Source organism: Sphingobium sp. LB126 (assembly GCF_002795205.1).
GTDB lineage: Bacteria > Pseudomonadota > Alphaproteobacteria > Sphingomonadales > Sphingomonadaceae > Sphingobium > Sphingobium chungbukense.
The window spans coordinates 87,339-106,584 of record NZ_NETV01000001.1 but is presented as its reverse complement, the minus strand read 5'-3'; the positions used below and the strand labels follow the sequence as shown (position 1 = coordinate 106,584).

At 64.3% G+C, this 19,246-nt stretch carries 13 protein-coding genes and 1 pseudogene; 8 read left to right on the top strand and 6 right to left on the bottom strand.

Translation table 11 applies throughout. The features are described from left to right. Positions 1 to 26: 26 nt before the first annotated feature. The 6 genes from CAF53_RS00535 to CAF53_RS00510 all read right to left on the bottom strand — a co-directional run bounded on the left by CAF53_RS00535 (position 27) and on the right by CAF53_RS00510 (position 7,470). The gene (locus CAF53_RS00535) at positions 27 to 3,428 is read right to left on the bottom strand and encodes a UvrD-helicase domain-containing protein (RefSeq protein WP_006023609.1); all 3,402 of its coding nucleotides are present in this window, start codon (positions 3,426 to 3,428) and stop codon (positions 27 to 29) included. A gap of 1 nt (position 3,429) precedes the next feature. Further along, entirely contained in the window at positions 3,430 to 4,008 is a 579-nt protein-coding gene (locus tag CAF53_RS00530; protein ID WP_006023610.1) for a hypothetical protein, read from the bottom strand. Then, the gene (locus tag CAF53_RS00525; protein WP_006023611.1) at positions 4,005 to 4,862 is read right to left on the bottom strand and encodes a response regulator transcription factor; all 858 of its coding nucleotides are present in this window, start codon (positions 4,860 to 4,862) and stop codon (positions 4,005 to 4,007) included. The genes CAF53_RS00530 and CAF53_RS00525 overlap by 4 nt, the downstream gene beginning before the upstream one ends. Beyond that, positions 4,859 to 5,938: a nucleotidyl transferase AbiEii/AbiGii toxin family protein gene (locus CAF53_RS00520; RefSeq protein WP_006023612.1), complete on the bottom strand. Its 1,080-nt coding sequence runs from the start codon at positions 5,936 to 5,938 to the stop codon at positions 4,859 to 4,861. The genes CAF53_RS00525 and CAF53_RS00520 overlap by 4 nt, the downstream gene beginning before the upstream one ends. Continuing rightward, positions 5,935 to 6,765: a DUF6088 family protein gene (locus CAF53_RS00515; RefSeq protein WP_006023613.1), complete on the bottom strand. Its 831-nt coding sequence runs from the start codon at positions 6,763 to 6,765 to the stop codon at positions 5,935 to 5,937. The genes CAF53_RS00520 and CAF53_RS00515 overlap by 4 nt, the downstream gene beginning before the upstream one ends. Positions 6,766 to 6,840: 75 nt before the next feature. Then, complete coding sequence (locus tag CAF53_RS00510; protein ID WP_006023614.1) at positions 6,841 to 7,470, bottom strand: DUF6088 family protein; 630 nt, start codon at positions 7,468 to 7,470, stop codon at positions 6,841 to 6,843. Between the two features lie 256 nt (positions 7,471 to 7,726). On the opposite strand from CAF53_RS00510, the gene CAF53_RS00505 reads away from it, so the two are divergent. From CAF53_RS00505 to CAF53_RS00470, 8 genes and pseudogenes are all read left to right on the top strand, one after another. Further along, a complete protein-coding gene (locus CAF53_RS00505; RefSeq protein ID WP_024338475.1) occupies positions 7,727 to 8,920 on the top strand; it encodes a hypothetical protein in 1,194 nt (397 codons plus the stop codon). A 151-nt stretch (positions 8,921 to 9,071) separates the two neighbouring features. After that, positions 9,072 to 10,190 carry a DUF3800 domain-containing protein gene (locus CAF53_RS00500; protein ID WP_006022621.1) on the top strand — a complete coding sequence of 373 codons (1,119 nt, stop codon included), beginning with the start codon at positions 9,072 to 9,074 and terminating at the stop codon, positions 10,188 to 10,190. Positions 10,191 to 10,377: 187 nt separating this feature from the next. Beyond that, positions 10,378 to 12,516, top strand: a complete 2,139-nt coding sequence (locus CAF53_RS00495) for a ParB/RepB/Spo0J family partition protein (RefSeq protein ID WP_006022620.1) — start codon at positions 10,378 to 10,380, stop codon at positions 12,514 to 12,516. A 166-nt stretch (positions 12,517 to 12,682) separates the two neighbouring features. Beyond that, positions 12,683 to 13,096, top strand: coding sequence for a hypothetical protein (locus CAF53_RS00490; RefSeq protein WP_006022619.1), 414 nt, complete (start codon positions 12,683 to 12,685; stop codon positions 13,094 to 13,096). A 149-nt stretch (positions 13,097 to 13,245) separates the two neighbouring features. Continuing rightward, a pseudogene (locus tag CAF53_RS00485) lies at positions 13,246 to 15,477 on the top strand (strawberry notch-like NTP hydrolase domain-containing protein); the annotation flags it as partial. Between the two features lie 153 nt (positions 15,478 to 15,630). Further along, complete coding sequence (locus CAF53_RS00480) at positions 15,631 to 16,863, top strand: site-specific integrase (protein ID WP_066704301.1); 1,233 nt, start codon at positions 15,631 to 15,633, stop codon at positions 16,861 to 16,863. Then, positions 16,860 to 18,215 carry a tyrosine-type recombinase/integrase gene (locus tag CAF53_RS00475; RefSeq protein ID WP_066704304.1) on the top strand — a complete coding sequence of 452 codons (1,356 nt, stop codon included), beginning with the start codon at positions 16,860 to 16,862 and terminating at the stop codon, positions 18,213 to 18,215. Before CAF53_RS00480 ends, CAF53_RS00475 begins: the two co-directional genes overlap by 4 nt. Then, positions 18,212 to 19,216 (top strand): tyrosine-type recombinase/integrase, encoded by a 1,005-nt coding sequence (locus tag CAF53_RS00470; protein ID WP_066704306.1) that lies wholly within the window; start codon positions 18,212 to 18,214, stop codon positions 19,214 to 19,216. Before CAF53_RS00475 ends, CAF53_RS00470 begins: the two co-directional genes overlap by 4 nt. Positions 19,217 to 19,246 lie beyond the last annotated feature (30 nt).

The following is a 19,246-nucleotide window of genomic DNA, read 5'->3' as shown; positions in this document are numbered from 1 at the left end:
GGAGCGAGGGAGGCCGACCGGTAAGGTCAGACGAACTTTTTTTGCAAGGGGCCGTCGGGGGTCTGCCCGCAGATGAAGAAGGCCGGGCAGTTCGGGCAGGTGCGCGACGAAACCTCGGCCGGAAACCGTCCGGCGCGGATGTCGCCGAGAAACTTTGCGAGCTTGTCCTTGCGCCCCTTCAGCTCCCGATCGGACAAGGCAAGCGCATGTGCCTCGCCGTCGGAAAGATGGACGAGCTCTGCGACCGCGCCGGGAAAGGACTGCCTGACCGCCAGCATCAGCGCCGCCGCGCCGACATCCTTGCCCTCGGCCGACCGCATGTGACCCGTGCGAATGCGGCGCACGGCGCGGATGCCGTCCGGCCGCACCAGCACCTCGTCCGGCCGAACGATGATCTCCTCGCCGCCGAAACTGAGGCTGAGCGCGACCGGCGCTTCGGGGACTGCTTCGGCGCGGTTCGCCAGGAAGAAGCGCAGCATTGCCAGCGCCAGATCGCGGAATTCCGCGCGATAGCCGTGCTCGCCGAGCCCCTCGCCGGCGAGCGCCGCATCGATGCGATCTTGCAGCGCCTGCTCGGACACGGGTCCATCCGACGCGATCACCGCCTCGACCACCACGCGAACCGCCTCATGCAGATGCATGAAGGCGGTCGCGGTTCGCCGGCCGCCGACCTGCAGGACATGCGTGTAGAAGAAGCGACGCGGGCAGGATTCATAAAGAGCGATCTGCGGGGCGCCTAACCGCAGCCGTCCGTCGACCACCAAATCGATATCCCGAGCTTCCGCGGCCACGGGAAGCGGCCGTGCCGGCACGAGCGAACGGCGTGTTAAGGTCGCCCCGAGACGGTCGAGGAATGGCGAAAGCGGTCGGTTGTGGCCGTTACTCTTCTCGGTCGGCGCATAAAGGATCAGGCGATCGCGGGCGCGCGACTGCGCCACGTAAAATAGGCACTCCTGCTCCTCGGCCTGACCTGCGCGGAACGCCTCCAGCGCACTGCCCTCCGCCCCCGCGATCATCCCGTCGGGCGCCGGACAGGGCGGCGCCGGCGGCGTGCGTGGGATCGTGTCGCTGTTAAGCCCAGGAATATGGACGCCACCGAACTCTAGGCCCTTGGCGCCATGGATGGTCATCAGCCGCACGGCGTCGAGATGCTGGGCGGCCGCCGGCAATTGGCGCAGGTCGCGGTCGTCGCCGAGCCGCACGAGCCTGCGCACACGATCGAGCAGGCGCGTGATGGGCAGCCCGCGTCCGGCCGGTTGTACCCGCACAAAGTTGAGGAATTGCCAGATCGCGATGCCCCGTGTGCGGTCGGCGAGATCCTCCGACGCGCCCAGGCGCGCGGCGATGCGTGTGCGATCGAGCAACAGCGTCGCGAGCACGGTCCAGGGCGAGGCCGTCTGATCGAAACCATCGAGCGCAGTCGCGAGCTTGGCAACGGTCTGCCGCCCCCTGTCGCTCAAACCGGGGATCGCCTCGCCATGCCGCAGCCAGCCCGCCGGCGCGTGCTCGGCCGCCCGCAGATGGTCGAAGACCGCGACCACATCGGCAAAGGAGGTGGCGAAGTCTCGCCAGCAGGCAATGCGCACCAGGCCCATGGCGCGCCGATCGACCAGGATCGAGAGGAGAGCCAGGAGATCCTTGACCTCACCCCGCTCGAACAGACTTCCCAGGAAGAGGACCGGCACGCCGAGCCGTTCCAGGTCCTGCCCGATCGTCGACAGCTTTTCGTTGCCGGTGCACAGGACCGCCTGGTCACGATAGGCGTAGCCGTCACGCCGCAGCTCCTCGATAGCGTCGGCCAGGGCGACCTGCTGCTGCTCGGCGCGCTGGACCGTGCGCAACTCGGGCCTATGTCCATTGGCGTCGCGGTCCGCGTCGAGGCCACTATCCGCATCGCCGGCGCGCATCGTGATCGCGAAACTGGAGAAGCTGGCGACAATCTCCGGCACCGAACGATAATTACGCTTCAATCGACCGCGATTGCCACCGGCGAAGTCCTCCTTGCCGAACCGGGTTATGTTGAAGGATGAGGCACCGCGAAACCGGTAGATCGACTGCTTGGCGTCGCCGACCATCCAGAGATTGCGGCCGTCGGGCCGCAGTGCGCTCAGCAGCCGCACGCTGCTGCGGTTCACGTCCTGATACTCATCCACCAGGACATGATCATATTGCGCCTGCAGCGCCGCGCAGATGGCCGCCTCCTTTTCGAGCAGTTGCACCGGCAAGGCGACAAGATCGCCGAAGTCGATGCAATGCGCGTTGCGCTTGAGCTGTTCGTAGGCCGCGTAGACGCGGGCAACCTCGCCGGCGCGTTCCGCCGCCTCGCGCGCATCCGAGTCCTGGGCTTTCGCCTGCATGGCGTCGGCGAGCGCGGCGTAGGTTTCGGCGTCGACCACCTCATCCTTCGCCCGCGATACGGCGGCCAACATGTCGGCAATGATCTGGGTCGGATCGTAAAGATTGCGGTAGTACGCGAGCCTAAGCCGCGGGAACTCCCCCTCGAGGAGTTCGACCGCTTCGGTCCGGTCCATCATCCGCGGGTCCTTCGGCAGGCCGAGCTCCGCATGGAAACGACGGATGATATCGAGGCCGAAGGCATGGAACGTGCCGATCCACATCGCGGCCGCAGCCTCGGGCCGCTTGCGCGCGATCCGCTCGGCCATCTCGCCCGCTGCCTTGTTCGAAAAGGTCAACAGCAGTATGCGCCGTGGATCGACGCCCTCGCCTAGAAGGCCCTCGACGCGCGCGATCAGCGTCTGCGTCTTGCCGGTGCCAGGCCCCGCCTCAAGCAGATAGGCTTCGCCGCGATGCGCCGCAGCGGCCGCTTGCAGCGGATTGAGCGGCCGTTCGACATGCGCCGCAGTCGCGGCGGGAGGCACGGGCGGCAGCAGCAAAGCATCGAACAACTGCTGCGCGACGACCTCGAACGGCGCGCCGAGCTTCGCGGCGATGGCGGACGCGGCGAGCCCTTGGTCGACATGGAGCGCCCGCGCGACGGTGCGCGGAAGCAGCAGTTCGCGCGCGAACAGGTCCATCTGGACTTCGCGGCGTTGCCGGCGTCCATAATCGACAACCCGATCCATTCCGACTGGTGAGGGCTCGGCCGGGCGTGCCGGATCAATCATCGGCGCCGCTTCGCCACCAGGATCGTCGCCCAGCTCGACATGGCCGATCTCATGCGCCACGAGGAAAGCTTGCTCGAACGGAGAGCCCATATTCTCGTGAAGAATCAGATCGTCGGCGGCGACGAAAGTCGCGCGGCCGCCATTGAGGACGGCTGCGCCGGCGGCAGTCCGTTCGACATCAATCCCCCGCCGCTTGGCCTCGGCGACAGCAAAGTCATAGGGCGACCAGGGATCGGCGCCGGATGCAACGAGGCGAGCGTGAAGCTCGGCGGCGACTTGCCTGGCGAGCTCCACACTGTCCATGTCAGTCCGCCTCCGCCAACAGCCGGGCGCGCTTCTCGGCCGGGACGCCGGCATCGATCAGCACTTGCTCGAAGGTGACCTGCTCGCCGGCCACCGGTTTGCTGTCGGCCTTATAGCTGCGCGCGACAATCAGGTGCGCTGGCCCCCAGGACGACTCCAACTGTGCGACAGAGCTGCGCATCGCATCCGCCAATATCGCCAGGAAGCGTCGCGGGATACTGACGAGAGAGACCCGCCGTTCGCGCAGTGCGGTCACGACCTGCCGGGGCACGTCCAGACGCTGCGCGACGGCGCGCCAGTCATCGACCGTCAGCGCCGCGAAAGGGTCGGCTGCTGCCGCCGGCATAACCTTCGCGTGTTGCGACCAGGCAGCGTCGATCAGCGCCCGATCGGTAGCAGAGAGGGGTGCGGCATCTTCATAAGCCTCGCGGCTGAGTTCGCGCGAGAGGTCGATGAGCTCCCCGGCATATTCCGGGTATAGCCGCAGATAGCGTTCCAAGGTCGACCGGCCAGGCTCGCTCTCGACCGCGAACGCGTCGAGCACGGCCTCGCGGGATGGACGTCCGCCGCCGGGGCTCACCGCTCGTCTCCGTCGGCCATGGCAGCTCGCAGGGCGGCGAAGGCCTTGTCGCGGTAGGTTCGGACGGTCTTTTCGGAGCGGCCCAAAGCCTTGGCGATGGTCATGACGTCCGGCTCCTTGGAGTCGATGGGGAAGCCCTGTCTCAACATGTGAATGATCCTGCTTTGTTCTGTCGGTAGAGCTTCAATCGCTGCATCCAGGCGCGACCGGTAAGACGGGTCGTCGAAATCCGACACGGCGAAGGGATCGTGGGTCCCTGCGGCCGCCTCGACCTCCGGTGACAGTTCTCCGCTCTCCTCGTCATATTCGAGGGGCTGGGAACGGTTTTCGTCGCGCCAGGCCTTTTCCTGCGCATCGCGCCGCAGGCTCGCTAGCGCGCCATCGAAGCGCACCTCGAAGTAGTCGACCTTTTCGTCGTAGGCGGCGCGGTCCGCCGAAAAGAGCTCGACGAACCGGCCGAACACCTTGTCGCGCACGACCCCGCGCGTCAGCGATTCCGTCTTTCCATCGGAGCTTTCCGCCCTGGGCAAACTGCGCAGCACCCGTTCGGTCAAGATCCGATAGAGGCGCTCGAACCACACCTCGTTGTTGTCGCGACGGCTCGCGCGAATGAAGTAAACGAGACATTCGCTCGGGACGTAGCCCGGGTCCGAGCGCTTGGTGATTTCCGCCCTGGCGATCAAGCCATCACGCGGCAGGACTGCCAATTCGGCGATGAGGGCTTCTATCTTCGGGTCGCGCTCGTAGAGTTCGCCGCTGAGGCGGCGTTTGCGCAGCGGGGTTACGATCGCTTCGCCCGCGCCACGCGCGTCTGCCTTTTGCCCGGTGTCGAAAGCTCCCTCCAACTGGTTCATCGCGCGGCCCCGCCTCCCGTATCGCCCTTCTTGTTGAGACGCGTCTCGAGCGAGCCGATGCTGTCGAGCACCGCCTCGAAATCCGGTGGATCGCCAAAGATCATGCCCTGCATGGCCCTGTAGTCGACGCGCAGTTGCTCGATCATCGCGTCATGCGGGGCGAGTGCAAACGAGCCAGGCGCAGCGCTCGCGAGATCGAAGTCCGGTCGATTGAAGAACATCCGGGCGTGCGCGACGCAATCCGCACCGAGCGCCGGATCAGCGATGGCGGCGGCGCCGACGCGGGCCGCGGCGAGCTGGTGCAGGTCATAATAGTGACGGGAAACGCGTTGGCCGCCCCCGCGCAGCTCGCCGCGCTTGTCGAACCAGCGCCGCAGCCCATGGAGGATGACAACCTTGTCCCAGAAGGTACGTTCCGGATCGACCGTGCGGACGGCCGGCACGGTCAGGTCGAGCGCCGGCAGATCATCATCGACATAGGGTTTGATCGGCACTTCGCTGTTCGGATCGAGCGCGGATTTCGCGCCCGACTCGATCTTGATCGCTGCCCGCACATAATCCGATCGCGGCGTCGCCGCGGGATACCAGATCAGAAGCGTCTGCCCGTCGGGATCAGCGTCATCGGCTTCCACTCGGGCCGCGCCGGCATCGAGGCCGGCAGCCTGAAGCCGGTCCTGCAGGATCTGCGTCAACTCAGCCCGCAGCGGGCCGTTGATGTAGGCTTGGCAGGCGTCCTTGATCGCATCGAGGCGCGCCCGGCGCTTTTTGCTACTCAGCGCTTCGAGCTCCTCGATGGTCGCCGGCTCGCCGATGTCGTCCCGAAACACCGTGACATCAATGTCTTCGGAGAAGCGATTGATCAAACCAAACCCTTTGGACAGGGAGGTTCCACCTTTGAAGAGGAGGCGGGGTCCGCCCTCTTTCAAGCCATTGAACAAGGCATCCAGCGTCCAGCAGACCCAGAAGTCCTTCTCGATATTCTGAGACGCCGTGCCGAGGCGTAGCGCCGTCGTATCGAAGGCGCTCAACATCGCGTCCGACCCGGCCGCGAGAACCTCGTCGAAAGCCGGATTCATGTCTTCACCGCCCGGGCTGCACCGCGCTTGGCAGTTTGTGCCTTCTGCGGGGAGAGCGGCTTTCGCTTGGGCCGGGCGACGGCAGCATGACGCTGATCATCGGCATCGTCCGCCGTTCTTTGTTGATGACGATCATGATCAGCATCATCACGATCATCATCGACGTGCCGACGACGAACGCCGGCGTCGCTTTCAACGAGCGGCTTGAGAAACACCCACATCCATGTCGGAAGAGCTGTCATACCGGCAGTGAGATCCGCTTTGAGGGGCGGTCCCACCGTGGGATCTTCGAAAAGATTGGCGAGCTTGCGCCTAACCTGATCACTTTCTCCTTCACGAACCAGGAGATCGCGCAGCCAGTGAAGCGCTTGGACGACGCGCATCGCTGGTCGTCCGGCCCAGAATAGCTTGCTGGCCGCGGTTGGACGGAAGGTGATCGTTACGTTGCCGAGCTTGATCGCGCGGCGCCGAGCGTCGGTGTGCACCACGATTTTGGCGGGGACGGCGTCAGTTAGGCCCAGATCGTTCGCCGCGGTCATGCCGTCGACAAGCATCCGGGTTTGGTCACGTCGCCCGACGGCGTCGATGACTGAGCGCGGATCAGGCGGATTGGGTTTCTGGGTGAGTTTGTTGAAGCCAGGCTGATCGTAGAGCCCACGATCAATCCGCCTAAGGATTTCGACCTTCGTCAGCCGCTGCAACGCCTTATCGACCGCGTCCCGCGAGGCGAGATCGACGAAGTCACTGGGCGTCCAGACCTTGCGTGGCGCATCCGCACGGATGCGCTCGAGCATGGCTTTCTTCAGATCGGGCGAGTCGGTGTTCATGTCCGAAAATTGTAGTCCTTTTTCGGACGCGAACCAAGTGGATTGTCCGAAATAAATATACAAATTTCGGACAATCTAAATAGGTAGGCCGCCCACCTGAGAATGGCTCCTTCGGCCGTATGCAACTTTGCCGACCGTCCTGGCGAGCCAGCTCGGTAGCTGGGGCGCGACCGCGACGAGTTCGCCGAACGTGGAAGACGGCAACTTGCGCTTCAACGTCATCAAGGCGGCTTCTGCCTTTTCCGGCCCCAGCCAGGCGAGCGCTCGCACCGCCTGTCCGGCGGGCCGATCGGCCAGCGCCAACTGCCAGCGCGGCGCATGCCGCAGCTCGACGACCTGCTGGCCCAGATTCATCGTCCGGCTACGGCCCGATGTCAGATAGACCGACCGGACCGGCACCTGTGTCGTGAGGCCGAGCGCGTTAGCGGCCGCGGCACCGTTCGACACGATGGTTTCGCCGCGCTGGAGCGCGAGGGCTTCGACGGCCTTCTCGACGGAGGGCGCGCGGACGCCGAACCGACTCGAAACCGGGCGCAGATAGACGCCGCGCCCGGCACGCATCAGCCGGCCACGTTCAGCCAGTCGCGACAAGGCTTGATCCACCGCGGCGCGATTGCCGAGATGGAGCAGGCTCTTCGCCGCGATCGGAGCGCCCTCGGGCAAGCCCTCGGTGTGCGCCAGAATCTGTTCGGTCAGTCGTTGCACGGCACTTCTCCTGTCAGAAATATATGCGGTTTTCTGACAGTTTTCAATCTCCCCCAAACCGACTGGAAGGGCCAGCGATTGAGAGGGGGCCTGGAGGGGAAAGCCTTCCCCTGCGGCCGAGCCCAGGGTCTCGGCCGACCCCTTCTGCGGGGAGACCCCGCAACGCCCTCATTAGAGTGAGAGTGTGGACCGGATTTCCGTGACGGGTTGAGGGTCGGGAGAGAGTCTTCCGGCGCCCGTCATGGAGTTTGATCCCATGAACATGCAGGTTCTCGATGCCCGGCGCGACGTGAGTGGCGGCTGGAAGGTGGACATCAACCGCGGCGAGCGCATCGGTCGGGTTTCCTCGGAGTGGTTCTCGCGACCCGACGACGAGCGCTATCTCTCGCTCGCCGAACTCGGCCGGACCGTCCGCGAGCGCACCGAGCGCAGCCGAACGCGCGTTGTCGAATCCGCGCTTATCCATGTCGAAGCCAGCCGCACCGATCCCGAACGGCTTGCCCTGATCCTACCAGGCGCCGACAAGCCCATCGCTCCGACGCACTGGAGTTTCGGTCAGCTCGCGAGCCAGGTCGGCGCGCCGGCCGCCTATCTGCGGCAGCTCCCCGCCGCGCTCGCCGGCATCAACCTGCAATATGGGCTGACCGCCCACCGCGCCGAGCAGATCAAGACCCTCGAGACCGACGACGGCCGCGTCGAGCTGCGCGCCGTGACCGGCCCCGACTACGGCCGGATCTACGACCACGAGCTGGTCGAAGCCGTGCAGCGCATCGCCGGCAACGGCACCGGCGACACCCGTTGGAAAGTGCCCGGTGTCCTCGACTGGTCGACCGGCGTCTATAATCCGCGCGTCGACATCACCAAGGACACCACGACGCTCTACGCTTCCGATCGCGACGTCTTCCTTTTCCTCGTCGACGATCTGAATCCGATCGAAGCCGGCAAGCTCGCGGATGGATCGCCCGATCTCTATTTCAGGGGCTTCTATGCCTGGAACAGCGAAGTGGGCGCCAAGACCCTTGGTATCGCGTCCTTCTATCTCAGGGCCGTGTGCCAGAATCGCAATTTGTGGGGCGTCGAAGATTTCGAGGAGATCTCCATCCGCCATTCCAAATACGCCGCTTCGCGCTTCGCCCATGAGGCGGCGCCGGCCTTGCTCAGCTTCGCGGACTCCTCACCGCAGCCGTTCATCACCGGCATCAAGGCGGCGCGCGAACGCATCGTCGCGCACAAGGACGAAGAGCGCACCGAATTCCTGCGCCGCCGCGGCTTCTCGAAAGCCGAGACGGGCAAAATCATCGACGCGGTGCTGGCCGAGGAAGGCCGCCCGCCGGAAAGCATCTTCGATTTCGTCCAGGGCATCACCGCCGTCGCGCGCGACAAGCCCCACCAGGACGCGCGGCTCGAGCTCGAAGGCAAGGCCAAGAAGCTGCTCGATCGCGCCGCCTGATCCCCGCAATGCCGGAGATGCGGTTGTCCGTGTCTCCGGCTTTGCGTCCCCTAGCCATACTGTTTCCGGGCTGTCTTGTGGCCCAGATCCAGGTCACCTATTCAGTGGTGCGGCATGGAGCACAATCGCCAAACGAGCGACTGGATACAGAATGCTAGAGCAGGCGCCTGCGGAATATTACATCGATGAAAGCGGCAATACCGGCGACCTGAGCACGGTCAAAATCGACTCCTACTTCGTCGAACAGCGCATGTTCGCCTTGGCTGCATTCGGCTGCACGCTCGACCAGGACTTCACCGATAAATTGGGCGCACTAAAAAAGGCGCACCGCATCCAGTCGTCGGAGCTCAAATCAAAACAGGCTTATGACAAGCCGCGCTTCATCTTTGATCTTCTGGACCTCCTTGAGACGCGCCGCGCCCCAATCTTTATCGAGCTTGTCGACAAGCACTTCTTCGTTGTCGTGAACATCATCGAGCGAATGGTGGTGCCCTATGTGGGGGAATGCGACACTCAACCTGGCGCCCTTTGGATGAAGGGCGTTATGGCGAACTACATGGCGCTATATGCACCTCCCGAGCTGGCTCACGCCTTTGCCGCATGTTGCCAAAGCAGAGACCACGCGGAAATACGCGAACTTTACAAGCAAATAATTCGGTGGGCGCAGGGAAGCGGAGTTCCGCCTACTGACGTGGCGGCGGGGATCATCCGTTTTGCGCGCGACAGCTTGAAGGACTTCCGCAAGCTGCCGAAAGCCAAGGCCGTCGAGCGGGCATTACCGATTCCCGACAAGAATCCCGCCGGGAAGCTGCTCTGGGTTCTGCCGAACCTGACATCGTTCACCAACATCTACGCCCGGATCAATCGCTTCGCGCGAAAGCAGGTTTCCGGCGTGACGCTGTTCCACGACGAGCAATTGCAGTTCGGAGACATTCTTCTGCACAACAAGAAGCTCGCAGAGGACCTGGCGCAGCTTGGCGTGAAATTGCCCCTGCAGACGGCCGACTTCGAATTCTCGCAGGCGGCCGACCTGCAATTCCAGCGATCGCACGATTCTATCGGCATTCAGGTCGCCGACGTCCTCGCCGGTTTCATCGCGCGATATGTACAGGACGCTGTGTGGGGCGGCGCCCCCATGCATCCTGACAAGGTAGCGATTTTCCGCCGCCTCGTCGCAACAGGCGACCGCAGCTTGGGTTCGGGTGTCAACTTCGTCGCGCCCGACAACATGATCCGCTTCCTCGGCATCGAACCGCGCTCGAATTTCTAGGGCGGCATCAAGCCGTCATGGGCGAATACGAAGGACTGGCGCGGGATCATCGCCGGTTCTGGCAGTGACCTTACCGATGGCGTTTGATGGTGTCGCTGCCCTCCTAGAGTGAGAGGGCGGTGCTTCGCTTCGTGACGGGTTTAGGGTCGAGAGAGAGGCTTTCGGCGCCCGTCGCGGAGTAAGTCTCATGGCAACTGCCATTCAGAAGATCACCCTGTCGTCGGCGCAGGACATCCCCTTCAACAAGCTGGTGCTGAGCCAGTCGAACGTCCGCCGCGTCAAGGCTGGCGTCTCGATCGACGAGCTGGCCGAGTCGATCACCCGGCGCGGTCTCATCCAGTCCCTCCACGTCCGGCCGGTGCTCGATGCCGACGGCCAGGAAACCGGCATGTACGAAGTGCCGGCGGGCGGGCGTCGCTTCCGCGCGCTGCAGCTCCTCGTCAAGCAGAAGCGCCTCACCAAGACCTCCAAGGTGCCGTGCGTGGTGTCGGACGCCAATGCCGACATCCTCGTCGACGAGGTGTCGCTGGCCGAGAATATCGAACGCGCCCCGCTGCATCCTCTCGACCAGTTCCGCGCGTTCCAGGCGATGCGCGAGAAGGGCATGACCGAGGAGGCGATTGCGGCTGCATTCTTCGCGTCCGTCCAGGTCGTGAAGCAGCGGCTTCGCCTCGCGGCCGTCTCGCCGTCATTGCTCGATATCTATGCCGAGGACGGCATCACGCTCGAACAGCTCATGGCCTTCACCGTCACCAACGATCATGCGCGTCAGGAGCAGGTCTGGGAGTCGGTTCGCAATAGCTGGCAGAGGGAACCCTACCAGATCCGGCGCATGCTGACCGAGACCGCCGTCCGCGCATCCGACAAGCGGGCCGTATTCGTCGGCATCGATGCCTATGAAACCAACGGCGGCTGCGTGCTGCGCGATCTCTTCCAGGATGACGACGGCGGCTGGCTGCAGGATCCTGCGCTGCTCGATCGCCTGGTCGCCGACAAGCTGAAAGCCTCCGCCGAAGCGATCGCCGGCGAAGGCTGGAAATGGATCGAGGTGGCGATGAGCTTCCCCTATGGCGCCACCCACGGCCTGCGCGAGATCGTGGGCACGCCGCTCGACCTGACGGCTGACGAACAGGCGACCATCGAGGCGCTCAACGCCGAGTGCGCCAAGCTGGAGGCCGAATATGAGAACGCCGACGAGTTGCCGGACGAGATCGATCAGCGCCTTGGCGAAATCGAAACCGCGCTCGCCAGCTTCGACGAGCGGCCGGTCCACTACGAACCCGCCGACATCGCGATCGCCGGGGTCTTCGTCAGCCTGGACGCCGACGGCACGCTGTCGATCGACCGCGGCTATGTCCGACCCGAGGACGAGATCGCCAACCAGGCGGGCGATGGCGAGGGTGAAGAGCAGGATGGCGGCGACGATGACGCTGACTATCCGGCGTCGCCTTCGGTCCAGCGCGCGGTCATCACCATCTGCGGCAAACCTGCCGAGCCCGAGGAGGAGGACGAGGACGACACGATCAAGCCGCTCCCCGATCGACTGATCACGGAGCTGACCGCCGATCGCACCCTCGCGCTCCGCGACAAGCTCGCCACCGATCCCTCGGTCGCCTTCGTCGCCGTCCTGCACAAGTTCTGCCAGGACGTGTTCTACGGCGGCAGCCAGTACGGCTTCGCGATGGAGGTCAGCGTGCGGGGCACGACCTTCCATTCGCAGCCCGAAGGGCTTCGTGACAGCGTCTATGCCAAGGCGATCGAGGCCCGGCACGATAGCTGGCGCAAACGGCTCCCGGCCAAAGTCGCTGATCTCTGGGATGGGCTGGCCGCACTGACTGGCCCCGAACAGGCCGAACTCTTCGCCCATTGCGCTTCGTTCGGCGTCAATGCGCTTTATGAGCGGGCCGATCGCTACGGTGGCCGTGTCTCGGCGCATAGTGTCGAACAGCGCATCGCCGAAGCCGATCGCCTGTCGCTGGCGGTCGGGCTCGACATGGCCGAAGCCGGGTGGCGGCCGACCGTCGCCAACTATCTCGGCCGCGTCACCAAGCCCCGCATCCTCGAAGCGGTGCGTGAAGGCGCCGGCGAGCGCGCCGCCCAACTCATCGCACATCTGAAGAAGGGCGACATGGCGACCGAAGCCGAACGTCTCCTCGCCGAGACGGGCTGGCTGCCCGAACCGCTGCGCAATTCCGGCGCCGATGCCGAAAGCACCGAGGCGGACTCTGGCGAGGGCGACGAGGCGTTGCCGGACTTCCTCGACGGCGATGACGAGGAGACCAACACCGATGATGAGGAGGAACGGCACCTCGCCGCCGCGGAGTGACGGCGGTCCTCATCTGACTTGACGAGCCCGGCGTCCCTTCGGGGGCGTCGGGCTTTTTTCATGCGCGCCGATCGAGAGGGAGAGTTTGGCCCGGACGTGGCGAGCCGGACATGGAGGAGAGAGCGCCTGCCGGCTCTCCCGTTCCCTGCTCTCCGGGAGTGGCCTCATGGCCGACTATTTCACCCATTTCTCATGCCTGCTCGATGTCGGCACGCCCGAGACCGCAGCCCGCGCGCTCGATCTCTACAACCAACTGTCCGAGGACGGAGCATCCGAGGAACCGCCGTCCGATGGCTTCCTCCTGTCCATCCAGCCCGAGCATGGCGGCTCCAAACTCTGGATGCGCGACGATGTCACCGGCGATCCCGAACGGCTGATCCAGTTCGTCATACGCTGCGCCGCCGAATTCCACCTCACCGGCCGATGGGGCTTTCAGTACGCCAACACCTGCTCCCGGCCGCGTCTCGATGGCTTCGGTGGCGGCGCGCATGTCCTCGATCTCGCGACCGGCGAAACTGTGGCGTGGATCTATACCAACGGTTGGCTCGCCGAGGTGATCGATGGCGGCGATGGTGCCTGACATCATCGAGACCATTGTCTGTCGCTTGATGGCGCGGCCGGGCCGCGCCCCTTGAGAGCGAGAGGAAGGCCGGGACGGGTTTGAGCCCGTCCGGTCCGAGAGAGAGCGCCGGCGGGCTTTCCCGCTCCGCTCTCCCGAGGACGTCTCCCATGAATGCTCACACCCTTGCGGCGGCGCTGCCGACCGCCGCCGATCAGCCGACCGACGCTGCCGCCATCCATGCCGCGGCACTTCTCCTCCTTCCTCACATCGAGCGCGGCGAGCGCATCGACGCCGCGGTCTTGCGCACCGCCATGGAGACCGCCTTCGGCGCGTCCGATACTGCCGGCGCCTGGGACTGGAAGGACGCCTATGACGCCTGCGAAGCCGCAACCGTCCTCATGCTCCGCAAATACGGAAAGGCGCTTTTGCGCAAAGCCGGGTCTCCGGCTGCGGCGGTTCCTCTGTTCGGCAAGATCGCGGGACTTCTGCCCACCCACACGCGCCGCTCCGAGGAGGCGCAGGCCTTCCAGCAATTCTCGACGCCGATCCCGCTCGGCCTGGCCGCGATCACTGCGGCCGCCATCACACCCGCCGATCGCGTGCTCGAACCATCGGCCGGCACCGGCCTGCTCGCCATCCTCGCCGAGATCGCCGGCGGCACGCTTGTCCTCAACGAACTCGCCGAAACCCGGGCCGCACTCATCTCCTCCCTCTTTCCGGCCATTCCCGTGACCCGCTTCGACGCAGCCCAGATCGACGATCATCTCGACCCGGCGACCGTCCCAACAATCGTGGTGATGAACCCGCCATTCTCGGTCCTCGCCAATGTCGAGGGGCGTGTCGCCGACGCAGCCTATCGCCATCTCGCATCCGCGCTCGCGCGGCTCGCCGATGGCGGGCGCCTGGTCGCGATCACCGGCGCGAATTTCGGCCCCGACATACCGGCCTGGCGCGACGCCTTCGTCCGCCTGCAGGAGAGGGGCCGCGTCGTGTTCACCGCCGCCGTCCATGGCTCAGTCTATGCCAAGCACGGCACGACCGTCGAAACCCGGCTGACCGTGATCGACAAGATCCCGGCCGACGAGCCATCCGCATTTCCGGCGTCCCCCGGCACCGCTCCCGACATCGCCACGCTGATGACGTGGATCGCCGAGCATGTGCCGCCGCGCCTGGCTGTCGCGCCTGCTGTTCAGGTCATGCCGACCGGCGCCACGCCGCGCACCGTTCGCGGCTATCTCGCGCGCACCGCGGCGACATCGGCGACCCGCGTGGGCCTCGCCGATCCCGAGGGCGTGCCGCTCGCCTATGAGACCGTCGACTGGACCCCGGCCGAGGGCGCCCGCCTCAGCGACGCGATCTACGAGCAATACGGATTGCAGACGATCCGTATTCCCGGCTCTCAGGCCCATCCCACCAAGCTCGTGCAATCCGCCGCCATGGCCTCGGTCGCCCCGCCCAAGCCGAGCTATCGGCCGACGCTGCCAGCGACCATCATGGACTCGCTCTCAGACTCCCAGCTCGAAACCCTGATCTTCGCGGGCGAAGCCCATTCCGATTTTCTCGCAGGTTCCTGGACCATCGACGACACTTTCGATGTCGTGGCGGCCGCCGCCGATGATGCAAACGGCGTCGTCCGCTTCCGCCGCGGCTTCTTCATCGGCGACGGCACCGGCGTCGGAAAGGGGCGCGAGTCGGCCAGCATCGTGCTCGACAACTGGATGCAGGGCCGGCGCAAGGCGGTCTGGATCTCCAAATCCGACAAGCTGATTGAGGATGCGCAGCGCGACTGGTCCGCACTCGGCATGGAGCGCCTGCTGGTCACGCCGCTCTCGCGCTTCCCGCGGGGCAAGCCGATCGCTCTGCCGGAAGGCGTCCTATTTACAACCTATGCCACGCTGCGTTCCGACGACCGCGGCGAGAAGGTTTCGCGGGTCAAGCAGATCGTCGAATGGTTGGGCTCCGATTTCGACGGAGTGATCATTTTCGACGAGGCGCACGCGATGCAGAACGCTGGCGGCGGCAAGGGAGAACGGGGCGATGTCACGCCCTCGCAGCAAGGGCGCGCGGGGCTTCGCCTGCAGCACGCCTTGCCCAATGCCCGCGTCGTCTATGTCTCCGCCACCGGCGCCACCACGGTCCAGAACCTTGCCTACGCGCAGCGCCTCGGTCTGTGGGGTGGCGACGATTTTCCCTTCTCGACCCGCGCCGAGTTTGTCGAGGCGATCGAGGCCGGCGGCGTCGCGGCGATGGAGGTGCTTGCCCGCGACCTTCGCGCGCTCGGCCTCTACACCGCCCGATCGCTGTCGTTCGACGGCGTCGAATATGAGCTGGTCGAGCACGAGCTGACCGCCGAGCAGCGGCGCATCTACGATGCTTATGCCGGCGCCTTCGCGGTCTTATGCGCAGCTGCGCATAAGACAGCTTATCGCGAGGTAGCGATAATGCGCAGGAGCGCGGCATAGTCGCTGAATTCCTGCACTGTCGTGCGATCTTGCTGCACATTATTTTGATTGCGAACCTCGGTGGTCTCTGGACCAGCTGAGGAAACAATCATGTTGCAGACGCACGACGAATTGATCGCCGAACTCTCGAATTTGCTCACGGCGCAGAATTATAACCCGGTGGTTGTGGCGAACCATCGACTCTACGCGCGCGCATTTCTCGATTATCTGGCCGAGTGCGACATGCAGGTCGAGACTGTGACGCCTCAGCAGGTCGACCAGTATTTTTGCTATGCAATCCAGGATTTTCAGGCCCAGTATGGCCGAGTTCCCTGTCCGCGGTGGCACATGTTGCCCCGCACGTCAATCAACAAGCTCCTCCGGCTTGCTCAAGGCAAATGGCCGCCCGAGCCGGAGATAATCGAACCGGAAACTGTGTACCGGCAGGCGATCTGCTGCGAATACGAGGCATGGCTGCGCGACGAGCGCGGTCTGGCAAGCGCTACCATCGCGGCGCTTATGTGGGAGGCACGGAACTTCCTGCGATGGCAGTTCGAACGGAGCGGTGCTGCCAGCCTCGACACGTTGAGCATCGTGGAAGTCGATCTCTACATGGACATGCGCGCGCCTGGATTAAGGCGCAAATCATTGGCCGATGTCGCTGAGCGGCTCCGGTCGGTGGTGCGCTATCTGCATCGGACGGGACGCATCCCGACTGATCTCACGCCGCACATCATCGGCCCCATGCTTTACGCCTATGAAGATGTGCCCTCGACGTTGGACAAGAGCCAAATCGCCGCGGTGTTGGCGACGACGAAGAAGGACGGATCGCCGCGAGGAATGCGCGATTTTGCGGTACTTCAACTGCTTGCCACATATGGGTTGCGCGAAGGTGAGATATGCCGCCTTCGGCTTGAAGACGTGAACTGGCGCGGAGAATCCCTGCGTATCCGTCACACCAAGACCAATGCGTACTCCTACATGCCGCTATTGGCGCCGGTTGGTGAGGCGCTGCTCGACTATCTGCGTCATGGGCGCCCCCAGGTCGAGGGGCGGGAAATCTTCATCCGATCCTGCGCGCCCTACATCGCAATGACAAACCTGTACGGCATGATCCGCGGGCGGTTAGCAGCCGCAGGCGTCGAGCCGCCGGGAAAGCGAGGAGCGCATGTCTTCCGCCACGCGCGAGCGGTCGAACTACTGCGGGCGTCGGTCCCGCAAAAGATCATCGGCGACGTGCTCGGGCATCGATCAATCGAATCCACCAATGCCTATCTCAAGCTGGCGACAGATGATCTCCGAGCCGTGGCGCTCGAGGTACCCGGCTCGGAGATGCTGTCATGAGCGCCTGGCACGATCCCGATTGCACCGTTGTTGACGCCTTCCTGGAAAAATCGCAGTTCCGGCCGGGAAGCAGACCGACTTATCGCTGGTTCCTTCGCAGCTTCGAGGATGTAGCCCGACGTCATCCCGCGGTTGACCGGCAGATGCTCGACGTCTGGCTGAAGGAAATGGAAAAACGTTGGCGAATGCCGACGCTGCTCAACCAGGTCTGCATTGTCGATCGCTTCCTCGAACACCTCGTCGAAATCGGGCTGATCGCCGAGAATCCCGTTGCTGTGCTTCGTCGTCAGTACAACGCCAAACAAAACAAGCCGATCTGGCGGGCTCTCGCTTCCCCCAATCCCGACGAAGCCCTGGCCGCATTGCGACGGCCCGCGCCCTACGGCAGCGTGCTGGGGGACTTCATGCGCGAGCATGTCGCGTTGATGCGCAGCCGGGGCTATCAGTATGAGACCCAGGCTCACTGGCTATTGCGGTTCGATCGGTTCCTCCAGGCGAACCCCGAACTTGCCGGGGCATCGCTTGAGACAATGCTGGCGCGCTGGGCAACTGCCAAGCCGACCCGCAATCACGCGGCTGAATGTCAGAAGCTGGGGCGCATCCTGACCAAGGCGCGGTATCGCCTTGATCCCAGAATCCCGCCAAAACGCTTCAACGCCCGGCCAGAGCGGGAAGTGGCGCGCGAGCATCGACGGCCGCATATCTTCAGTCCGGCCGACGTCCGGCGGTTGCTCGATGTTGCCCGCTCGTATCCGTCGCCGGATGCTCCGCTGCGGCCTATGGTCCTCTACACGATGGTGGTTCTGGCCTATTGTGCCGGACTGCGCCGTAGTGAACTCGCCGGGCTTGATCTGGGTGACGTGGACCTTCAATCGGACACGATCACGATCCGGGAAACGAAGTTCTACAAGACCAGGATCTTGCCGCTAACCGGCAGCGTCATGGCCGAATTACGGGCCTATATCGATGCAAGGCGGCGCGCCGGCGCCCCGCAGGATCCGCGGTCCGGGCTCTTCTGGCACGAGCACTTCAATGATCGCTATACCCCCGTGACGGTCTCAACGATGATTACCAACGTCATGCGCCGCGCCGGGTTCAAGCCCCCGACGGGGCGGGCGGGACCACGCGTTCATGACCTGCGCCACTCGATGGTCGTGAACCGAATCCTTCAATGGTATCGATCCGGCGTCAATCCGCAGGACAAACTGCGCTTTCTCTCCACCTATATGGGGCACCGGGACATCAACTCCACGCTGGTCTACATCACTGTCACGCAGGACCTGCTGCATGAGGCAAGCGAGCGGTTCCGTACCGTTGGCGTCCGATGCCTCACAATGGAGGCGCGGCCATGACGAAGAGCAATCCGTTCCCCGCGTTGTTGCGGGCGTTCTTCCAGGAATGGTTGGCCGAGCAACGCAGTGCTTCGGTTCATACGATCCGGTCTTACCGCGACACCTGGCGATTGTTGCTTCGGTTTATCGCGGAGCGAAAAGGCGGCGGGGTTGCGCGGATCACGCTGGCCGATGTCTCGGCCGGCGAGGTGCGCGCGTTCCTCCATCATACCGAGCATGGGCGCAAAAGCACAATCGGCACGCGAAACTGCCGGCTCGCAGCGATCCGCAGCTTCTTCAGCTACGTGGCGGACAAGGATCCCGAATACATTGCGCAATGCGCCGAGGTCCTGACCGTCCCGCTGAAGCGGGAGCCCACCGCTGCACCCTGCTATCTCGAGACGGGGGAGGTCGAGGCGATCCTTGCTCAGCCCGACCGATCGACAATCGAGGGGATGCGCGACCATGTGTTGCTCTCGTTCCTCTACAACAGCGGCGCGCGCATCCAGGAAGCTCTCGACCTCTGTACCGACGCGATCCGGTTCGACGCACCGAACTTCGTGCGTCTTTACGGCAAGGGGCGCAAGGAACGCATCTGTCCGCTCTGGCCAGAAACAGTGACGTTGCTCCGGAAGTTGTTGGAACGCCAACCACGTGGGGCAGAAGAGCGAATCTTCGTGAATCGATACGGTGAGCCCCTGGGCGCCTCCGGGGTGCGGTTCAAGTTGGCCGCCTATGTTGAGGAAGCCGCCAAATCCATGCCGACGCTTCGGTCCAAACATGTGACGCCGCACAGCTTCCGGCATGCCACCGCCGTTCACCTTGTCGCTGCCGGGGTCGACATCACCGTCATCCGCAGTTGGCTTGGACACGTCAGCCTCGATACGACCAACCACTACGCACAGGCCAATCTGGAGACCAAACGAAAGGCGCTTGAACAGGTAGGCGCGCCGGCGGCGAGCAACGTCCCACCATCGTGGAAACGCGATGCCAGCCTGATGGAATGGCTCGACACCCTGTGAAATAATGCGAAGGACGTGGCGAAGTGTGCC

Excerpts from the sequence above, each read along its gene's own strand:
- CAF53_RS00535 (WP_006023609.1), bottom strand. The coding sequence starts at position 3,428 with ATGGACAGTGTGGAGCTCGCCAGGCAAGTCGCCGCCGAGCTTCACGCT.
- CAF53_RS00525 (WP_006023611.1), bottom strand. The coding sequence starts at position 4,862 with ATGAACCAGTTGGAGGGAGCTTTCGACACCGGGCAAAAGGCAGACGCG.
- CAF53_RS00520 (WP_006023612.1), bottom strand. The coding sequence starts at position 5,938 with ATGAATCCGGCTTTCGACGAGGTTCTCGCGGCCGGGTCGGACGCGATG.
- CAF53_RS00515 (WP_006023613.1), bottom strand. The coding sequence starts at position 6,765 with ATGAACACCGACTCGCCCGATCTGAAGAAAGCCATGCTCGAGCGCATC.
- CAF53_RS00505 (WP_024338475.1), top strand. The coding sequence starts at position 7,727 with ATGAACATGCAGGTTCTCGATGCCCGGCGCGACGTGAGTGGCGGCTGG.
- CAF53_RS00500 (WP_006022621.1), top strand. The coding sequence starts at position 9,072 with ATGCTAGAGCAGGCGCCTGCGGAATATTACATCGATGAAAGCGGCAAT.
- CAF53_RS00495 (WP_006022620.1), top strand. The coding sequence starts at position 10,378 with ATGGCAACTGCCATTCAGAAGATCACCCTGTCGTCGGCGCAGGACATC.
- CAF53_RS00490 (WP_006022619.1), top strand. The coding sequence starts at position 12,683 with ATGGCCGACTATTTCACCCATTTCTCATGCCTGCTCGATGTCGGCACG.
- CAF53_RS00480 (WP_066704301.1), top strand. The coding sequence starts at position 15,631 with ATGTTGCAGACGCACGACGAATTGATCGCCGAACTCTCGAATTTGCTC.
- CAF53_RS00475 (WP_066704304.1), top strand. The coding sequence starts at position 16,860 with ATGAGCGCCTGGCACGATCCCGATTGCACCGTTGTTGACGCCTTCCTG.
- CAF53_RS00470 (WP_066704306.1), top strand. The coding sequence starts at position 18,212 with ATGACGAAGAGCAATCCGTTCCCCGCGTTGTTGCGGGCGTTCTTCCAG.